This window comes from Ensifer sp. EB106-05-01-XG146, assembly GCF_058791875.1.
The window spans coordinates 320,120-339,361 of sequence record NZ_JBYTDX010000001.1; the positions used below are offsets into that span (position 1 = coordinate 320,120).

Below are 19,242 nucleotides of genomic sequence, written 5' to 3' on the forward strand. Positions count from 1 at the left end.
AAGATGGAAGAACTCGATTCCAACGCTCCGAAGCCGCCGTCGAAGGTGCTGACCATCGCGGCCATCGCCGTGCTGACGCTGCTTGCCGGCGGCGGCGGCTGGCTGGTGGGCGGCCTGCTCGCACCACCGCCTCCGAAGGAGCAGGTGGAAGCGACCAAGGAGCCGGCCGCCAATGCGACCGGCGAAGAAGGCCTGCCGAAGGTAGCGACCGAAGCGAACGGCGTCGTCCAGCTCGACCCGATCACCACCAACCTTGCCTATCCCTCTGAAAACTGGATCCGCCTGGAAGTGGCGCTGCAGTTCGACGGCGTGCCTGACCCCAAACTCGCCGAGCAGATCCACCAGGATATCGCCGCCTATCTGAAAACCGTTTCCCTGCAACAAATCCAGGGACCACGCGGCTTTCAATATCTCCGGGATGACATCCAGGAGCGGGTTGACCTGCGCTCCGATGGGCGCGTAACCAATGTGATGTTCAGAACCTTCGTCATCCAATGATTCGATAAATGGTCCGGCTAGTCGCCTTTATAGTTGCCATGATGGCGATGTCCGGTATTGCCGGCGCCCAGAGCTTCCCCTCTGATATCCTGAATACGCCTATCGACGGCTCTGCCGCCTCGTGGATCATCCGCACCTTCGGTCTTCTGACCGTGCTGTCGGTGGCCCCCGGCATCCTGATCATGGTCACCAGCTTTCCGCGCTTCGTGATTGCCTTCGCGATCCTGCGCACCGGCATGGGCCTGGCGACCACGCCATCCAACATGATCATGGTTTCGCTGGCGCTGTTCATGACCTTCTATGTCATGGGGCCGACCTTCGATCGCGCCTGGCGGGACGGCATCGACCCGCTGATGAAGAACCAGATCACCGAGGCGGAGGCGATCCCCCGGATTACCGAGCCTTTCCGCGACTTCATGCTCGCCAACACGCGCGACAAGGACCTGCAGCTCTTCATCGACATCGCCAAGGAAAAGGGCCAGACGGTCGTCGTCGACGACAAGGTCGATCTGCGCGCGGTCGTGCCGGCCTTCATGATCTCGGAAATTCGCCGCGGCTTCGAAATCGGCTTCCTGATCATGCTGCCGTTCCTGGTGATCGATCTGATCGTTGCTACCATCACCATGGCCATGGGTATGATGATGCTGCCGCCGACGGCAATCTCGCTGCCGTTCAAGATTCTCTTCTTCGTCTTGATTGACGGCTGGAACCTCCTCGTCGGCAGTCTGGTGCGCTCCTTCAGTTAGAGCTGTCGCACGGACAGTGCGCGGCGCGCTGGCGACGGCGACAAATCAAAAGCTCAAAGAGAAGACGCGCATCCCGAAAACCGCGATGCGCTTGCCCTCGGCGCATGGCGCTCCGGATCATCCGCGCCATCGGGCTTTGCGATCCTCGAAACGGGACAACAAAAAGGCAGCGCCGCGGCGCTGCCTTTTGTCTTTCAGGGATGATCGCCGTTCAGCGTTCGAACGACCCGATGCGCGGCGGCAATGCCGGAACGTCGATGTGATCAGGTGCCAGTCCGCGCTTGGCGCGGTCGGCCATCATTTCGTAGCCCGTTTCCAGGTGCTGGCAGAAACGCTCCGCATCGAATAGCGGCATCCGGAACCGGTTCTCGTCCAGCCTCTTTCGATAGTCGGCGATCTTGTCACGGTTGTTGTAGAGCGCGACAGCTTCCTTGACGTAGTCCTCCGGCCCCGTGGCCACGAGTTCCGGCACGCCGATGGCGTTCAGCAGGCTCTCGCTCACGCGTGAAGCGAAGTTCGTGCCCTTGAAGGACAGCACCGGCAGGCCTGCCCAAAGCTGTTCGGATGTGGTCGTGTGGCCGTTGTAGGGATAGGTGTCGAGGCCGAGATCGGCGAGCGGAACGCGGTCGACGTGGTTCTGGTAGGCGAACTTGCCGCAGATGACGATGCGCTTGGTATCGACGCCGGCGCTTTTGAACTTGGCCAGCAGATTTGTGCGTGCATCCGCCCTGTCGCACAGCACCCACAGCAGGCTTCCGGGCGTCTGGCGAAGGATGTCGATCCAGAGATTGACCGTCTGAAGCGAAATCTTGCGATTTGCGTTGAAGGAGGCAAATACGAATGCATCCTCGGGAAGGCCGACATCCTTGCGCGACATCGCCCGGGGCCGGGCGCGCTCGTAGGGATCGTTGGGCTGGTAGGTCTCCGGCAGGCGGCAGTATTTTTCATAATAATGCGCCTTGCTGCTGTCCGGAAGCACACAAGGGTCGCCGATGATGTAGTCGAGATCGACGTTGACGGTGGTTCCAGGGAAGCCCAGCCAGCCCACCTGCACGGGAGCTGCGGCCCGGTTGAAGATGGAGACTCGGCTCTCTAGCGTATGCCCCTTCAGGTCGACGAGAATGTCGATGTTTTCCTGGCGAATCACATGCGCAGCTTCGTCGTCGGAGAGGTCGCCGATCTCGACGATCCTGCCCCATCTTGCGCGTATGTCCTGGTCGCGCGCCGCAAGCGCGCTCTTGGTATGGCAGAAGAGGGTGACGTCGAAGCGCGTCTTGTCGTGCGCCATCAACACCGCCTTCAGCAGCTTCATCGTCGCATGGTCGTCCCAGAAGTCGGCGGAAACATAACCGATGCGAATGCGCTCGCCCCAGCGGTGCGGCGCGGCGCGGCGTACTTCCGTCAGGCTGCTCGGGAACGGGTTGAGCTGTGCGCCGGCAACCCGGTTGAAGCTTTCGTCGCCACACCAGGTCGCATGATAGTAGGGCGCTTCAGCTGCAAGAATTTCGGTCTGCCCGGCTTTCAGTGCCCGTTGGATGTCGCGTTCGTGCTTCTCGACCTCGGCATAGTCGTTGGCCTCACGCGCATAGACGAGATGGGCCGACCGCAGCGTGGTGTTCTTCGGGTTGTTGCGGAAGAGATTGGCGAGCGCGTCACGATCTTGCAGGTCGTTGATTTCGGCGGTCAACAGCTTGAAGGCAAGCGCATTGTGCAGACGGTTGGTGCTCAGGGTCAGCGGAGCCTTGAAAAGCCCCAGGATTTCCTTTTCGCCGCGCTTGAGGAAGATCGAGGCGATGATGAAGGCGATCTCGGCATCTGTCTTGGCCTTCTCCAGAAGCGGCAGTCCGATGCTCAGTGCCTCGTCCTCCTGCCCGTTCGCGAAGTAGAGTTTCATGGCGTCGGTGAGGTAATCTTCCGCCCGCGAGCCGCCGGCTTCACCGGCGAGCTGGTAGGCACGGGCCGCCTCGGCCTTGAAACCGAGTTTCACGAGGACCTTCGCCAGAAGCACATAGGTCTTGGTGTCGCGGTTGATCTCCATCAGCACATTCAGCTGGTTGAGCGCGTCCGTGTACTGCCCCTTCTGGTATTGCCGGGAGGCGGTCGAAAAGATGGCTTGGGCGTTCACTAAGAGCTCCGTCGAAGAGGCGCGGCGACCGGCGCCGGCTTGCTAGTCCTTGTTCGAAGCCGAGTTTACCCGGGGGAGCTTGCCTCAGGCAGGAGCGAACCACCGTCCGACACATCTTTGCTGGCGGCAGCGGGGCTGTGATCTCTGCATCCGTGGCAGCATTAAAGTCTTGTTAAGTATAAGTTATCTCGGCCCAAGCTGCCTTGGGCATTTAATCAATTCGCAAGCTTTGCACGCGATAGTCCCTTTCACATGACGGGTTTGGTTTCTTCCGAGATAGTTGGAACCGAGTGGCATGAAGCCGATCCGCCATCACCGGGAAGTCCGGTATGTCCCCTAAATCGTCTAAAGTAATCAAGGGACACTCTAATGACGAGCATCATCACCAATTCTTCCGCCATGGGCGCACTCGCCACCCTGCGTTCGATCAACTCCTCGATGGAAACCACCCAGGAGCGTATTTCGTCGGGTCTGCGCGTCGGCACCGCGGCTGACAACGCTGCTTACTGGTCGATCGCGACCACCATGCGTTCGGACAACAAGGCCCTCTCGGCTGTTCAGGACGCCCTCGGCCTCGGCGCTGCCAAGACCGACGTTGCTTCGTCGGCCATGGAAAACTCCAAGGACGTCGTCGACGAAATCAAGAAGAAGCTGGTAACCGCCAGCGAGCCGGGCGTTGACAAGAGCAAGATCCAGAAGGAAATCAAGGAGCTGCAGAACCAGCTCGTGAGCATTGCCAAGTCGGCCTCGTTCTCCGGCGAAAACTGGGTTTACACCGACCCGAACAACGCTGCCGGCACGAAGTCGGTCGTTGGTTCGTTCAACCGCGACGCCAAGGGCAATGTCAGCCTGACGACGCTGCAGTACGACACCAACAAGAGCTCGCTGATCGAAGTGAACGCTTCGGGTGCCAACGTCACCAACGGCACGGGCCTGCTCTCCAGCAACATCTCCTACACCGACACGACCGGCGCGACCGTATCGCTGACCTTCAGCGTTCTGTCGCTCGACATCACCAGCATGACGAACGGCGCTCTGTCGCAGGCTCTGTCGGGTGTTGACTCGGTCCTGACCCAGATGACCGACGCTGCCGCCGACCTCGGTGCGCTCAACAGCCGTATCGATCTGCAGAAGGGCTTCGTCGAAAACCTCTCGGACTCGATCGAGAAGGGCGTTGGCCGTCTCGTCGACGCCGACATGAACGAGGAATCGACCCGCCTGAAGGCTCTGCAGACGCAGCAGCAGCTCGGCATCCAGGCACTGTCGATCGCCAACTCGAACTCGCAGAACATCCTGTCGCTGTTCCGTTAATCGACGGGTTGAAAGGGGGCGGGCCACGGTCCGCACCCGATGCAAGATACGAAACCGCGCTTCGCAAGAGGCGCGGTTTTTCTTTGTCGCCAATGCACTGATAAAACTTCGAAAAGTTTCTCTGGGTTTTAGGGTTCGTTAACCACGATGGTGTTTGTTGTAACCATCGAAACGACGGGTTGACCCGAACAGATTAAAGCGTCAGCAGGCATGAGGCTGACCGTCGTTTCCCGGTAATCCCGGAATGTCCCTTTCCATTTCATCTTTGCCAACAAGGGGCACTCAGCCAATGACGAGCATTCTGACCAACTCTTCCGCCATGGGCGCACTCGCCACCCTGCGTTCGATCAACTCCTCGATGGAAACCACCCAGGAGCGCATCTCCTCGGGTCTGCGCGTCGCCACCGCGGCTGACAACGCTGCTTACTGGTCGATCGCGACCACCATGCGTTCGGACAACAAGGCCCTCTCGGCCGTTCAGGACGCCCTCGGCCTCGGCGCTGCCAAGACCGACGTTGCTTCGTCGGCCATGGAAAACTCCAAGGACGTCGTCGACGAAATCAAGAAGAAGCTGGTAACCGCCAGCGAGCCGGGCGTTGACAAGAGCAAGATCCAGAAGGAAATCAAGGAGCTGCAGAACCAGCTTCTGAGCATTGCCAAGTCGGCCTCGTTCTCCGGCGAAAACTGGGTCTTCACCGACCCGAACAACGCTGCCGGCACGAAGTCGGTCGTTGGTTCGTTCAACCGCGACGCCAAGGGCAATGTCAGCCTGACGACGCTGCAGTACGATACCAACAAGAGCTCGCTGATCGAAATGAACGCTTCCGGCGCGTTCGTCACGACCGGCACGGGCCTGCTCTCCAGCAACATCTCCTACACCGACACGACCGGTGCGACCGTAGCGCTGACCTTCAGCGTCATGACGCTCGACATCACCAACATGACGGGCGGCGCTCTGTCGCAGGCTCTGTCGGGTGTTGACTCCATCCTGACCCAGATGACCGACGCTGCCGCCGACCTCGGTGCGCTCAACAGCCGTATCGATCTGCAGAAGGGCTTCGTCGAAAACCTCTCGGACTCGATCGAGAAGGGCGTTGGCCGTCTCGTCGACGCTGACATGAACGAGGAATCGACCCGCCTGAAGGCTCTGCAGACGCAGCAGCAGCTCGGCATCCAGGCACTCACGATCGCTAACACCAACTCGCAGAACATCCTGTCGCTGTTCCGTTAATCGATCGACCGAACATGACGGGCGATCTTCGCCCGTCACTTCGAAAAGAAGCCGCACATCCCCCGTGGATCGTGCGGCTTTTTCGTTTTGCGCTCCGGTATTCAATGGCCGTCAGGCGTGCCGCATGCCGCCGGCATTCGTTCCATGGGTGACGGTACGCATCTTAACGCTTCGTCCATCTTCCCTTATTTTTGTTCACCTTTGTTACCGACTTCCTAACGGCATTAACCATTTGTTAACTATGAGATCGTTACATCTTGGTTAAGAGCGAAGGGTCGCCTCCAGGGCAAAACAGGGGCGATTCGCATGATGCCAGTCCCATCGCTGCCGGTAACACTCCGGAATGTCCTTAGGAATTCATTCGGGACAGGTGACCAATGACAAGCATCATGACCAACACCGCCGCCATGGCGGCTCTCCAGACATTGCGTTCGATCAACTCCGACATGGCGGAAGTCCAGGACCGCATCTCCTCGGGCTACCGCGTGCAGACGGCTGCCGACAACGCCGCCTATTGGTCGATCGCGACCACCATGCGCTCCGACAATGCCGCGCTCTCCACCGTTCAGGACGCCCTCGGCCTCGGCGCCGCCAAGATCGACACGGCCTATGCGGCAATGAATTCGTCGATCGAGGTCGTCAGCGCGATCAAGAGCAAGCTCGTCGCGGCGAGTGAGCCGGGCGTCGACAAGCTGAAGATCGACAAGGAAATCACCGAGCTCAAGAACCAGCTTATCTCGGCCGCCCAGTCCGCATCCTTCTCCAGCGAAAACTGGCTCTACAACGCCGCCACAGCTCCGGTCGGCACGAAGTCCGTCGTGGCCTCGTTCAACCGTGACGCCAACGGCAATGTGTCGGTCACGACGCTCGACTTCGACACCTCGCAGTCGATGCTGATCGACAAGCAGAATGCGAGCCGAGGCATCCTGACCAGGAACTACGACGCCTCCCAGCTCACCTCTCCGCCCGGCACGGCGGGCGCGCGCCTGTACCACCTGATCGGCGCACCGGCGACGACGCCAATCGGTACGACGGCGGAAGTCAAGCTGACCGCATCGACGACGCCTGCCGAAATGGCCGATATGATCAGCGTCGTCGAACGTATCCTCAACCAGCTGACGGACGCCGGCTCCACGCTCGGCGCCATCACCAAGCGCATCGAGTTGCAGGAGGGCTTCATCGCCAACCTGATGGATACGATCGACAAGGGCGTCGGTCGTCTCGTCGATGCCGACATGAACGAGGAATCGACACGGCTGAAGGCGCTGCAGACGCAGCAGCAACTGGGCATCCAGGCGCTCTCGATCGCCAACACCAATTCCGAAAATATCCTGCGCCTGTTCCAGCAGTAAGGCGCAGCGGCGGACAGCGGCCGGAAGCGGCCGCCGATCCGCCAAACTGAGCCCATCACCCCGCATGCGGGTAACGGCACTTTGAGTTCTGCCACGTCGTCGGTCACGGCACCCGGTGGAAACGGTTGGACCGCGCTAATTGCCCTGGCGCGGTCCAACACATTCATTTTCGCACAAGTTTGACCGAATAGCCTTCCCTCGCAGTCCTGTCGGATGACTGCCGGCCAAAATGACCTTTGCGCCGCCGCCTGCATCAGATCGCTCCGGGAACAACCGACCCCGGATCACGCTGATGTACGTCAAGAATGCTGGGTCTGCCGTATCCGACGGTCGGGCCCGAGGGAGACATGTCAGCAGTGCCAGGAGCAATGGAAGTCCGCGCCAGGGAGCGCCGCCTCTCAAGCAGATGGGGATCGCCGCATTGCCGCAGGTCCGCTGCAGGGGGCCGGCCATGAGTGCAATGCTCTCCCGTTATCTCAAGGACTTCAGCGCACCGAAAGTCGAGCTGTCGCTGATGCCTCCGAAGTATTTCCCCGATCTGGATACCGACTATGCCGATGGCGAGCGCCTCGGCGCGAGACCAGCCATGCCGGAAATCGATATCGATGCCGAACGCCGGCGCGCCTTCGCCGAAGGGCGGGCCGAGGCGACCGCCGAACTCGTCTTCGAACAGGAAAAGCAGATAGCCGAACTTCAGGCGGCGCACGCGGCCGAACTCGAGGCGCTGACGCGGCGCTTCGAAGAGGAAACCGCGAACCGTCTCGCGCTGCGCATCGACGAAATGACCGAGGGGCTTGCCGTCGCACTCGGCGATCAGGCCGCCCGCGTGCTCGCGCCCGTCATGGGCGATGCCCTCATGCAGCGCGCCGTTGCCGATATGGCGCAGATGCTGCGCCAGGGACTTGTGGCCGGCGAAGGCTGCACCATCGTCGTCAAAGGCCCGGCGTCTCTCTTCGAGGCGCTGAAGCGCCAGCTCGGAGAAGACATGCCGTCCTTGCGGCACGTCGAATCTGACGATGTCGATCTCGCCGTCGAGATGGATGGCACCATCCTCGTGACGCGCATGGCCGCCTGGGCCGATACAGTTCGGAAAGTTCTCGCATGAGCGACGAAAACCACCACAACGGCAAGCACGAGATCATCATCGTCAAGCGCCACAGCGGCAGCCATGATGGTCACCATGGCGGCTCCTGGAAGATCGCCTATGCCGACTTCATGACGGCAATGATGGCCTTCTTCCTCGTGATGTGGCTGATCAATGCCGCCAACGAAGAGACGAAGGCGGCGATCGCTTCCTATTTCAACCCGGTGCAATTGACCGACCAGAAGCCTGCCGAACGTGGCCTGAAGGACCCGGCCAAGGATGCGCAGGGCGAAGAAACGCAGCAACGTTCGAAGGTTGACGGCGAGCAGGAAAAGTCCGGTGGCTCGGCCAAAACCGGCGATCAGCTGACGGCGACGTCGGGCGAAGAGACGAAGTACTCCGACGCCGACTTCTTCGAAAACCCCTATTCCGTTCTTTCCGAGATTGCGCGCGAGGTCGGCCAGCAGGCCAACATCAGCGTCAAGGGCGAGGGCGGTGCGGCCCAGTCCGGCCCGGCCACCGGCGCCGATGGCGGCGAAGCCTATCGTGACCCGTTCGATCCGGACTTCTGGACCAAGCAGGTCGAAGTGAAGGACGCCGGCAACACGGCCGAAACCGTTGCTGCCCTTGCCGACAAGTCGACGGAGCCCGCAGGCGCGACGCCGGCCGTCAAGAAGTCCGAGGCGGACGCGTCGCAGGAGCCGCATGAAGCGGCCGACAAGCAGGCCGGTGACGGCAAGGACACCGATACGGGAGCTGGCAAGGACCCGGCGGACGCCGCAGCCGGCGAAAAGCCGAAGACCGAGGCCGCCGAGGCCGACGCCAAGGAGCAGGCGGCCGAACTCCAGGCCGAGCTGAAGAAGCAGCTTGCCGGCGAGGCGGGTCAGCTGGCCGAGGGACTTGTCGTGACACCCGCTGAAGGCGGCCTGATGGTGACGATCAGCGAGCGGACCGATGCGCAGATGTTTGCCGTCGGCTCGGCCGTGCCGCAGAAGGAACTGGTACTGGCGATGGAAAAGATCGGCCATCTGCTGGCTGAGCGTCAGGGCGCGGTTGCAATCCGCGGCCATACCGACGGCCGTCCCTTCAAGGATGGCACTTATGATAACTGGCGCCTCTCCGCCGCCCGCGCCCAGAGCGCCTATTACATGCTCGTCCGCGGTGGCCTGAAGGAAGATCGCGTCAGCCAGATCAGCGGCTTCGCCGACCGGCGGCTGCAGATCCCCGGCGATCCCTACGCCCCGGGCAACCGCCGCATCGAGATCCTCTTGCAATCGGCTCCGGGTTAAGCACCATGCTGAGACGCCTGCGAACCGCTCTGATGGCCTGCTGTGTGCTGGCGACCCCCGTTTTAACCGGAGGTGCCAGGGCGAACGATATCGAGGAGCTCGCACCCTTCAAGATGATCCGGTCGCTGCAATATGTGCAGGACTCGGTCGTCCTTGGCGACCATTCGGCGATCGAAATGCAGCGCTTCATGCTGGGCGCCATCGACAAGCGCCTGCGTGCGGCCGACGCGGCGGTCTTCCGTGATCCGCGCAACGTCGATGCGGCGCTGGTCTATGCCATGAGCGGCGGCAATCCGGAGACGCTGAAGTACCTTGCGGATCACGATGTGGCCGGGAACTTCGATTCCCGCGTCACCGAGGCGCTGACGCAATATCTGAATGGCAAGGGCGGCCTGATCGTCGAGAGCCTGTCCAAGGCCGCGCCTGAGTACCGCAGCGCCCGCATCGGCCCGTATCTCTACCTCATCCTCGGCAACGCGACGTCGCAGCAGGATCCTGTGGGCGCGATGAAGTACTACGACTGGGCCCGTCTCGCGGCCCCGGGTACGATCATCGAAGAGGCTGCCCTGCGTCGCTCGGTTTTCCTCGCGGTTCAGGCGGGCGACGCGGACAAGGGCTTCCGCTATGCGCTGACCTATGCCCGCCGCTACCTGACCTCCCCCTATGCCAGCCAGTTCGCGGATGTCTTCGTCGAACTCGCCGTCGCCCATTTCGATGGCGGGGCGCAGGGGCGAATTTCGGAGATCCTGGGTTTCATGGACGCGCCGCGCCAGCGCGAAGTCTTCCTTCGCGTCGCCCGCCGCGCGGCGATCGCCGGCAAGCAAGAACTCGCAAAGCTCGCGTCTGAACGCGCCGAGGCGCTCGGCGCAGATGGCGCGCCGCAGCCGAAACTGCTTGCCAGCTTCTATGCCGGATTGGCCTCGGTGCCTTCCAATGACGTGTTTGCCGCGACGGCGAGCCTGGCGGCGATATCGGATGCGGAGCTTTCGCCGCGCGACCGCGCCTTGCGCGACGCTGCAAAGGCGGTTGCGGACGCCGTCGTCCGGCCACCTGTCGGTGAAAGCCTCACGCAAGCGTTTGCGTCTAAACCCGATAGACCGGTTGAGGCGAACGCGTCGGCCGCAAGCGAGGAAACTGGCAGCGGCATGAGCCCCTTTGGAAGCGGGCAGACCCCGGCGGTTGCGCCGGAGACCGTGGCCGCATCCGGCGCAGACGAGGTGGCGGACCCGAAGCACGATGGCTTCGTGGCGAAAGGACGATCGAAGATCGAAGAGATCGACGCTCTCCTGAAGGGAGAAGACAAATGAGGGCTGAGGACACCCTGCGCATGCCTCCGACACCTGTCGGCACGGGAAGCGGACGAGCGGGCGGCAAGGAGCAGGCCGGTGGTGCATCGGCCGGCGCGTTTGAAGATGCAGTGGCCAATGCCGGGCGGCAAAAAACCAACGACCAGCCGGGTTCAGGCAAAGGCGGCAACGACGCCGCTGCCGGCAGCGACGCGGAGGCGGGAGCCTTGATCGACAAGGACAATATTGCCAAGGCCGCGGGCAGGGCCGTGACACGCAGCATCAGCCTTGGTCGCAACGACCAGTTCGACGAACACGCGCTGCGCGACCATTTCCAGGCGGCCGAGCGCGGCGTTGGCAGCAAACGTGCCGTCGACAAGACCGATCCGGCCAAATCGGCTGCCGTGTCCGATGATCTGGCTCAAGTGGAGGTCGATGAAGAACTCGCCAAGCGCATTGCCACCTTGACGAAAGGCATTGGCAAAGCGCCGGCAGATGGCGCCTCGGTCGATGGCGACGTCAACGCCGGCGGCGAGGGCGCTGAAGCCAAGCAGACAGCTACAGCGATGGACGATCTGCTGACGCTGCTGGGCGGTGCCCAGGCGACGCAGCCTCAGGGACAGACGGCGGCCGCGCGCCAGGCAGCGGATGGCCAGATTGAAGGCGCGGCGCCCGTTGCCGGTGGCAGCGAGCATGGCGCGAAAGCCGAGGCACAGGCGGGCGAGAACGACCCCGACCGGCTCTTCCGCTTCGCCCGGGCTGACGGCAAGGGACAGGCCGTTTCCATGAGTCTCTCGAAGGACGGTGATGCAGCGTTCGACGCTGCCCGCTCGCAAGGCTCCGCCAAGGTCGAGAATGTCACCGTGCTCGAGGCCCGGCGTTATCTCGGCATCTCGATGAGCCCGAACACCAGCGCCGTGGCAGACGCCATCGCCGGTGAGGCCACCACTTCCCTGCAGCCAAGTGCTGCACTCGGTCAGCCGGGCGCGTGGACGCAGGCCGGCAAAACGCTCAACACCCTGAAGATCCAGCTTCACCCGATCGAGCTTGGCCTTGTCACGGCCACGCTGCGCCTGAAGGATGACGAACTGCAGGTCGAGCTGAAGGTCGAGAACGGCGACGCCTTCCGGCAGTTGCGCGACGACCAGAACGACTTGGTCAAGGCGCTGCGCGCTCAGGGCTTTGCGGTCGATCAGGTGAACATCGTATTCAACTCCGGCGGCGACACGTCGTCCGGCGGCGGGTCGCAGGCGCAGGCCCAAGCCCAGGCCGGGCAGCAGGGCCGAGAACGCGCCGATGGCAACGGCCAGGGACGACAGCAGCGACAGGACGACAGCCAATCTTCGGCGGCGGAAAGGTGGGTTGGCAATGGCGGGACGGACGATGCGGCTGCCGGCACTGAGCGCTCTCGTACTGGTCACGTCTACATGTAGCGCTTTTGCCAGCGCGGACGCAGGCGTCTGCGAGCGCGAGATCATCAGCGCAGCGGCGAAGTACGATATCCCGGCCGGGATCCTCTATTCGGTCGGGCTGACCGAAACCGGCCGCAAGGGATCGCTTCAACCCTACGCGATGAACATCGAAGGCAAGGCTTATTTCGGTAGCAGCGAGCAGGACGTTCTGACCCAGTTCGGCAACGCGCGGGCACAGGGTGCCAAGCTCATCGATCTCGGCTGCATGCAGATCAACTATTACTTCCATGGCGAGCATTTCAGCTCGCCGCAGGAGATGCTTGACCCGCGCAAGAATGTCGAATATGCCGCGCGCTTCCTGGCCAATCTCCATGCGAGGCACGAGACCTGGACAATGGCCGTTGCGCGCTATCACGCAGGCCCGAACAACGACCCGGCGCAGAAGAAATATGTCTGCCGGGTGATCGCGAATCTCGTCGCGACCGGCTACGGCAAGTGGACGCCGAACGCCACGCAGTTTTGCCAATAAGCAACCATCAATTGTATTAGCATCCCATTTGCCGCATTGTGGCGACAATGCGCGGACAATGTGACCGCAAGCGATTTGTCGTAGTCCGTTAACTTTTCCACATTATTTTAGTGCCACCTTGAGGCGGGTGCTACTAGATATAGATCAAATCGGCGAAACATGGTTAATCAATTATTAATTCCACCCAGTAACTTCCTCTAGTTGTTCATGAATCCCTCGATTCGTACCTCTCAATCAGTGCGGAGCCATACTGATTCGGAGGCGGGCGAATGATCGTAGTGGTTGATGAAAGAGAGCTGGTGAAGGACGGGTATACGTCCCTCTTCGGACGTGAAGGTATTCCCTCGACGGGTTTCGATCCCAGGGAGTTTGGAGAGTGGGTAAACGCGGCTGCCGATTCGGATATCGATGCCGTGGAAGCCTTCCTGATCGGGCAGGGCGACACCACCTTCACGCTGCCGCGGGCCATCCGCGATCGCTCGATGGCACCGGTCATCGCGATGAGCGACACGCCGTCCCTCGAAAACACGCTTGCACTCTTTGATTGCGGCGTCGACGACGTTGTGCGCAAGCCTATCCACCCCCGCGAAATCCTTGCCCGCGTCGCTGCGATCCGCCGGCGCTTGAAGGCGATCGCCAACTTTACCGACATTGGTCCGATCCGCGTTTTTGCCGACGGCCGTGATCCGGAAATCAACGGCGATGTCTTCGCCCTGCCGCGCCGCGAGCGCCGCATTCTCGAGTATTTGGTCGCAAACCGCGGCCGTCGCGTCTCCAAGTCGCAGATCTTCAACGCGATCTACGGGATCTTCGACGAGGACGTCGAGGAAAACGTCGTCGAAAGCCACATCAGCAAACTGCGCAAGAAACTGCGCAAGAAGCTCGGTTTCGACCCGATCGATTCGAAGCGTTTCCTTGGCTACTGCATCGACTGGAACTGAGCGCCACGCCGATGGGCGGGCACTGAACCAAGACAGGTTCACGCAAGGCCCGCTTCCTAGTGTCGCCGTAACAAGGAAATGAGGATCCGATATGAGTCTCTATGGCAGCATGAGAACGGGTGTGTCCGGTATGAACGCCCAGTCGAACCGTCTGGGCACGGTCGCCGAAAACATCGCGAACGCCAACACGACCGGCTACAAGCGCGCCTCCACTGAGTTCTCGTCGATGATCCTGCCTTCGGGCGGCGGCAACTACAATTCCGGCGGTGTCGAAACGCAGGTGCGCTACAGCATCTCCCAGCAAGGCGGCACCAGCTATACGACGTCGGCGAGCGACCTTGCCATCAACGGCGGCGGCTTCTTCATCGTTTCGGGCAATGGCGGTGAGAACTTCCTGACGCGTGCCGGCTCCTTCGTTCCGGACAAGAACGGCAACCTCGTCAACACCGCCGGCTTCACGCTGATGGGCTACGAGTACAAGGCCGGCGTCGATCCGACCGTCGTCGTCAACGGTTTTGACGGCCTGGTACCGGTCCAGCTCAAGGACGAGGGCCTGGTCGCCGCTGGCTCGACCAAGGGTACGATGGAAGCAAACCTGCCGTCGGGCGCGGCCGTCAACGATCAATCGAAGACCTCGATGGTTGTTTACGACAGCCAGGGCAACACCCGCATCCTCGATTTCACCTACACCAAGACAGGTCCGAACGCCTGGGGCCTGAGCGTCGTCGATCGCACATCGGGCACTACAGTCGGTACCCAGACCATGACGTTCGACGCGGCCGGCAAGCGCATCGGCGCCGTCCCCGCGACGCTGACGACGACGGCCATCAACAACCTGCCCGGTACCGGCGCCAACCTTGGTGCGATCACGATCGACACCTCCAAGACCACGCAGCTCGGTGGAGACTTCAGCAGCACCGGCGGTGGCATCGACGGCAGCAAGCCGAGCAAGATGTCGGGCTTCGAGATCGACAAGGAAGGCATCGTTTACGTCAAGTATGGCGACGGCAACCTCATCCCCAAGTTCCGGATCGCCCTTGCGACCGTCCAGAGCCCGGACAAGCTGCAGCCGCAGTCCGGCAACGTCTACTCGCAAGGGGCGGATTCAGGCGTTATTGTCACCGGTTTTGCCGGCTCTGGCGCTTTCGGCAACATCCAGTCCAAGGCACTCGAAAACTCCAACGTCGACATCGCCAACGAGCTGACCTCGATGATCGAGGCGCAGCGCAACTACACGGCAAACTCCAAGGTGTTCCAGACCGCCTCGGACCTGCTTGACGTGCTTGTCAACCTGAAACGGTAATTGAAAGAGATACGGTCCGCGTCATGTCGCTGTCCTCCGCAATATCCATCGCACAGCAGGCCTTCAGCAACACGGCGCAACAGACCGCGATCGTGTCGAAGAACATCGCGAATGCGGGCAATGCGGATTATTCGCGTCGCCTTGCCCTCTTGGGCAGCACCGGCAACGGCGCGCAGGTCGTATCCATCTACCGGGCACAGAACGAGGCGCTGCTCAAGCAGAGCATCGCCAGCATCGGCGAAGCCTCCGGCCAGGCGCGGCTTCGCGATGGCCTGGAACTCCTGAAATCGGCTCTCGGCGGTAACAACTACGAGACTGCGCCGTCAAAGCTGCTGTCGGAGTTTCGCAACAGCCTGCAGACGCTGGCCTCGACCCCGGGCAACAAGACGATTGCGGCGGCAGCGGTCACCAGCGCCCAGGACCTTGCCGATTCCCTGAACAAGACCTCTGCCACCGTGCAGAACATGCGCGAAGATGCCGACAAGGAAATCGCTCTTGAGGTCGACAAGCTGAACAGCCTGCTTGCGGACTTCGAACGGGTGAACAACGAGGTCAAGTCGGCGACTGCATCCGGTGGCGATGCGAACGATGCGCTTGACCAGCGCGACAAGATCCTGAAGCAGATTTCGGAGATCGTCGGCATCTCCACCGTTACGCGCGGCAACAACGATACGGTGATCTTCACCACCGACGGCACGGTGCTTTTCGAGAACATTCCGCGCCAGGTGACGTTCGCGCCGACAACGACCTATGACGCCACCGTCACCGGCAACAAGATCTTCGTCGACGGCGTACCGATCGCCCCCGGAAGTGGCGCAGATACGACCGCCAAGGGCAAGCTTGCGAGCCTCGTGCAGCTGCGCGACGACATTGGGCCGAAGTTCCAGTCGCAGCTGGACGAGATCGCCCGTGGTCTTGTCGAGCTTTTCAAGGAAGGCAACCCCAGCGGGGTGCCGCCGGTTCCCTACCAGCCGGGCCTCTTTACCTGGGGAAGCGCGGGTGTGCCGGCTGCCGGCACAGTCGTTCCCGGACTGGCATCGAAGATCACTGTCAACGCCCTGGCCAAGGCCAACCCGCTTCTTTTGCGTGACGGCGGCTTCAACGGCGTTGTGTCGAACCCTGGCGGTGCGGCAAATCCGAGCCCCGGCTACACGGGCCTTCTCGACGGCTTCATCAACAAGATGGGCGAGAACATGACGTTCGACCCGTCGACCGGTCTCGACGGAACCAGCAGCCTGCTAAACTTCGCGACCGGGTCGGTCGGCTGGCTGGAGCAGACCCGAAAGACGGCATCGACCGCCGACGACAACAAGCGCGCTATGCTGTCGCGCACCCAGGAAGCGCTCAGCAAGCAGACCGGGGTCAGCATCGACGAGGAACTGTCGCTGCTGCTCGATCTCGAACAATCCTACAAAGCATCGGCCAAGCTGGTGAGTACCGTGGACGCCATGATGGCGGCCTTGATGGAAGCTGTGAGGTAATCATGAAGACGTCCTACGTTTCTAATCTGGCGATCCAGACCGCCATGCGCATGACGATTCAGCAGAACCAGATGGATCTGCTGAAGGCGACCCAGGAGCAGACGACGGGTCGGCACTACGACGTCGGCTTGACGCTTGGTGCGACGGCGTCGCGCTCGCTCAACCTTCAGCGCGAGATCGACCGGCTGAACTCGATGAAGAGCACCAACTCGGTCGTAACCCAGCGCCTCTCCGGCTCGCAGGGTGCGCTGGAAACGATGGCGAAAGCGGCCGAAAAGGTGCGCGACACGCTCGTTACCTACAAGGGCAACGATGCCGCGAGCCAGCTTAAGATCCAGAAGACCGAGATCTTGGGCGCGCTGCAGACCTTCACTGCCGCCGCAAACACGTCCTTCAACGGCGAGTTCCTGTTTTCGGGCATCAATACCGACGCCAAGCCTCTCGCCGACTACACCGCTACGTCGGCGGCAAAGACTGCCTTCGACGCTGCGTTTACGGCGTTCAAGACCGCCAACAGCATCACGTCCGACGACCAGATCACCGTCACCCAGATGCAGGACTTCATCAAGAATACGGTCGAGCCGATGTTCACCGGTACGGGCTGGGATGCGAATTGGTCGGACGCATCCAGCCAGAACATGACGAGCCGGATCAGCGCCAGCGAAGTCATCGAAAGCTCGACCAACGCCAATACCAACGGCTTCCGCATGTTTGCCCTGGCAAGCGTAATCACGGCCGAGCTGATGGACAAGAACGTGACCCCCGAGGTGCGGGCGGCGATCGGTGTCGAGGCGTTGCAGTATGCAGAGCAGGGCATCGCCGGCCTCAATGCAGAGCGCAGCCAGCTCGGTATTTCGGAATCGCGGGTGAAGAAGGCGAACACCTCGATCGACGCGCAGCTCAAGCTGGTCAACACGCATGTCGCCGACCTCGAAGGCATCGATCCGATCGAGACATCGACCCGGATCAACACGCTCAAGGTGCAGTTGGAAACGTCCTATACACTAACGTCGCGACTACAGCAGATGAGCTTGCTCAATTTCCTCTAGTGTGAGGAGCCGGACAAACATGAAGGATGTCTGAATGTACCAATTTTCCTATGCCGAGATCATGGAGGACGGCGTCGCCGACTCCAAGAATCGAGAACGGCAGGTACTCGATCGCTCGATCGCGCTCATGGAAGCAGCGAAACAGCAGAAAGGGTATTCGAGAGAGGCCATCGAGGCCATCTACTTTACCCGGCGCCTGTGGATCCGTTTCATCGAGGATCTGCGTGCACCGGAGAACCAGCTGAACGAAGAGCTGCGCGCCAATCTGATTTCGATCGCCATCTGGATACTCAACGAGACGGAAAAGATCCGCAAACGCGAATCCTCCAACTTCCAGGGCATAATTGACATTACCACCATCATCAGGGATGGACTGAAATGAAGAGCACACTGCGTATCTCGCTGAAGTCGGGCGAACGGATTTTTGTAAACGGCGCGGTGCTGCGCGTGGACCGGAAGGTCGCGGTCGAGTTCCTGAACGATGTGACGTTCCTGCTCGAAAACCACGTGCTGCAGCCGGAAGACGCAACGACGCCGCTGAAGCAGCTCTATTTCATCGCGCAGATGATCCTCATCAATCCGGAAGGCGCCGAGCAATCGACCGCGATGTTCCGCAAGTCGATCGTCATGCTGCTCAACTGCTTCAAGAACGAAGAGATCCTCGCCGAACTGAAGCGCGTCGACGGGCTGGTGACCAACGGCCGCGCCTTCGAAGCGCTCAAGGCGATCCGCGGCCTCTATGCAATCGAAGACCGCATTCTCAACACGCAGGAAATCACGCCGGCAACGGTCGAGCAGATTCGCAAGGAGATCGCACCATGGCGGTAAGCGGCGTCAGCAACAACGGCTACACCCCGAATGTTTCGGCCCAGGATTCGGGCGGCGACGCCGCAAAGGCATCGCTCAACTACGAGAGCTTCCTGAAGCTGCTCGTCGCCCAGATGAAGAATCAGGATCCGACGCAGCCGATGGATGCGACGCAGCAGATTGCCCAGCTTGCGACCTTCTCGCAGGTGGAGCAGACGATCAAGACCAACAAGAACCTTGAAAGCCTGCTGCAGCGCACGTCGCTGAGCGAGGCGGACGCCGTCATCGGGCGCACCGTCACCAGCGAAGACGGCAAGACCACTGGCGTGGTTAAGGAAGTGAAACTATACTCTGACGGAATCATTGCGGTGCTGGATAACGGCAAGGAGCTTGTTATCGGCCCGGGCGTCAAGGTGAAGTGATAACTCCATGAATGAGGCGGATGCCCTCGATATTGTACAGGCCGCGATCTGGACCGTGATCGTGGCCTCAGGGCCCGCCGTTCTCGCCGCCATGGTTGTCGGCGTCGTCATCGCCTTCATTCAGGCGCTGACCCAGGTCCAGGAAATGACGCTGACCTTCGTCCCGAAGATCCTTGCCGTCATGATCACGGTTGCCGTGTCCGCGCCCTTTATCGGCGCCCAGATTTCTATCTTCACCGACATCATCTTCTCGCGGATCCAATCCGGTTTCTGAAGCCGCAGCGCCAAAGCTGTTCGCATGCGGCGGCATGAAACCCTCGCGCAAGCTTGGGTCGCTATCTCCGTCTCTATAGTGGGGCAGCGCGTGTGAATGCTG

Annotated in this window: 19 protein-coding genes; 18 read left to right on the forward strand and 1 reads right to left on the reverse strand. The window is 61.2% G+C overall.

Going from position 1 to position 19,242, the window contains the following annotated elements:
* The first annotated feature begins 3 nt into the window (after nucleotides 1-3).
* Complete coding sequence (locus tag AC3WVQ_RS01500; protein WP_060522250.1) at nucleotides 4-498, forward strand: flagellar basal body-associated FliL family protein; 495 nt, start codon at nucleotides 4-6, stop codon at nucleotides 496-498.
* An 8-nt stretch (nucleotides 499-506) separates the two neighbouring features.
* Entirely contained in the window at nucleotides 507-1,244 is a 738-nt protein-coding gene (gene fliP / locus AC3WVQ_RS01505) for a flagellar type III secretion system pore protein FliP (protein WP_034796894.1), read from the forward strand.
* A 211-nt stretch (nucleotides 1,245-1,455) separates the two neighbouring features.
* Here the strand turns inward: fliP and AC3WVQ_RS01510 are convergent, their stop codons facing one another.
* Nucleotides 1,456-3,369: an O-linked N-acetylglucosamine transferase, SPINDLY family protein gene (locus tag AC3WVQ_RS01510; protein WP_090294969.1), complete on the reverse strand. Its 1,914-nt coding sequence runs from the start codon at nucleotides 3,367-3,369 to the stop codon at nucleotides 1,456-1,458.
* A gap of 369 nt (nucleotides 3,370-3,738) precedes the next feature.
* On the opposite strand from AC3WVQ_RS01510, the gene AC3WVQ_RS01515 reads away from it, so the two are divergent.
* From AC3WVQ_RS01515 to fliQ, 16 genes are all read left to right on the forward strand, one after another.
* Nucleotides 3,739-4,680: a flagellin N-terminal helical domain-containing protein gene (locus tag AC3WVQ_RS01515; RefSeq protein WP_064816979.1), complete on the forward strand. Its 942-nt coding sequence runs from the start codon at nucleotides 3,739-3,741 to the stop codon at nucleotides 4,678-4,680.
* A 289-nt stretch (nucleotides 4,681-4,969) separates the two neighbouring features.
* A complete protein-coding gene (locus tag AC3WVQ_RS01520) occupies nucleotides 4,970-5,911 on the forward strand; it encodes a flagellin N-terminal helical domain-containing protein (RefSeq protein WP_064816980.1) in 942 nt (313 codons plus the stop codon).
* A gap of 377 nt (nucleotides 5,912-6,288) precedes the next feature.
* Nucleotides 6,289-7,263 (forward strand): flagellin N-terminal helical domain-containing protein, encoded by a 975-nt coding sequence (locus AC3WVQ_RS01525; protein ID WP_034800723.1) that lies wholly within the window; start codon nucleotides 6,289-6,291, stop codon nucleotides 7,261-7,263.
* A 451-nt stretch (nucleotides 7,264-7,714) separates the two neighbouring features.
* A complete protein-coding gene (locus AC3WVQ_RS01530; RefSeq protein WP_060584339.1) occupies nucleotides 7,715-8,368 on the forward strand; it encodes a hypothetical protein in 654 nt (217 codons plus the stop codon).
* Complete coding sequence (locus tag AC3WVQ_RS01535) at nucleotides 8,365-9,636, forward strand: MotB family protein (protein ID WP_060516531.1); 1,272 nt, start codon at nucleotides 8,365-8,367, stop codon at nucleotides 9,634-9,636. The genes AC3WVQ_RS01530 and AC3WVQ_RS01535 overlap by 4 nt, the downstream gene beginning before the upstream one ends.
* 5 nt (nucleotides 9,637-9,641) lie before the next feature.
* Nucleotides 9,642-10,943: a chemotaxis protein MotC gene (gene motC, locus AC3WVQ_RS01540; RefSeq protein ID WP_034800729.1), complete on the forward strand. Its 1,302-nt coding sequence runs from the start codon at nucleotides 9,642-9,644 to the stop codon at nucleotides 10,941-10,943.
* Nucleotides 10,940-12,355 (forward strand): flagellar hook-length control protein FliK, encoded by a 1,416-nt coding sequence (locus AC3WVQ_RS01545; protein WP_110818517.1) that lies wholly within the window; start codon nucleotides 10,940-10,942, stop codon nucleotides 12,353-12,355. Before motC ends, AC3WVQ_RS01545 begins: the two co-directional genes overlap by 4 nt.
* Entirely contained in the window at nucleotides 12,306-12,863 is a 558-nt protein-coding gene (locus tag AC3WVQ_RS01550) for a transglycosylase SLT domain-containing protein (RefSeq protein WP_034800733.1), read from the forward strand. Before AC3WVQ_RS01545 ends, AC3WVQ_RS01550 begins: the two co-directional genes overlap by 50 nt.
* 269 nt (nucleotides 12,864-13,132) lie before the next feature.
* Nucleotides 13,133-13,804 (forward strand): transcriptional activator Rem, encoded by a 672-nt coding sequence (gene rem / locus AC3WVQ_RS01555; RefSeq protein WP_034800735.1) that lies wholly within the window; start codon nucleotides 13,133-13,135, stop codon nucleotides 13,802-13,804.
* A gap of 91 nt (nucleotides 13,805-13,895) precedes the next feature.
* Nucleotides 13,896-15,107, forward strand: a complete 1,212-nt coding sequence (locus tag AC3WVQ_RS01560; protein WP_034800738.1) for a flagellar hook protein FlgE — start codon at nucleotides 13,896-13,898, stop codon at nucleotides 15,105-15,107.
* Nucleotides 15,108-15,130: 23 nt separating this feature from the next.
* Nucleotides 15,131-16,588: a flagellar hook-associated protein FlgK gene (flgK, locus tag AC3WVQ_RS01565; RefSeq protein ID WP_060516524.1), complete on the forward strand. Its 1,458-nt coding sequence runs from the start codon at nucleotides 15,131-15,133 to the stop codon at nucleotides 16,586-16,588.
* Between the two features lie 2 nt (nucleotides 16,589-16,590).
* Nucleotides 16,591-17,637 (forward strand): flagellar hook-associated family protein, encoded by a 1,047-nt coding sequence (locus AC3WVQ_RS01570; protein WP_090294962.1) that lies wholly within the window; start codon nucleotides 16,591-16,593, stop codon nucleotides 17,635-17,637.
* Nucleotides 17,638-17,671: 34 nt separating this feature from the next.
* Nucleotides 17,672-18,019, forward strand: coding sequence for a flagellar biosynthesis regulator FlaF (gene flaF, locus AC3WVQ_RS01575; protein WP_034800744.1), 348 nt, complete (start codon nucleotides 17,672-17,674; stop codon nucleotides 18,017-18,019).
* Nucleotides 18,016-18,465, forward strand: coding sequence for a flagellar biosynthesis repressor FlbT (flbT, locus tag AC3WVQ_RS01580; RefSeq protein WP_034800746.1), 450 nt, complete (start codon nucleotides 18,016-18,018; stop codon nucleotides 18,463-18,465). Before flaF ends, flbT begins: the two co-directional genes overlap by 4 nt.
* The gene (gene flgD / locus AC3WVQ_RS01585) at nucleotides 18,456-18,866 is read left to right on the forward strand and encodes a flagellar hook assembly protein FlgD (protein WP_034800748.1); all 411 of its coding nucleotides are present in this window, start codon (nucleotides 18,456-18,458) and stop codon (nucleotides 18,864-18,866) included. The genes flbT and flgD overlap by 10 nt, the downstream gene beginning before the upstream one ends.
* A 7-nt stretch (nucleotides 18,867-18,873) precedes the next feature.
* Nucleotides 18,874-19,140 carry a flagellar biosynthesis protein FliQ gene (fliQ, locus tag AC3WVQ_RS01590; RefSeq protein WP_034800750.1) on the forward strand — a complete coding sequence of 89 codons (267 nt, stop codon included), beginning with the start codon at nucleotides 18,874-18,876 and terminating at the stop codon, nucleotides 19,138-19,140.
* The last annotated feature ends 102 nt before the right edge of the window (nucleotides 19,141-19,242 follow it).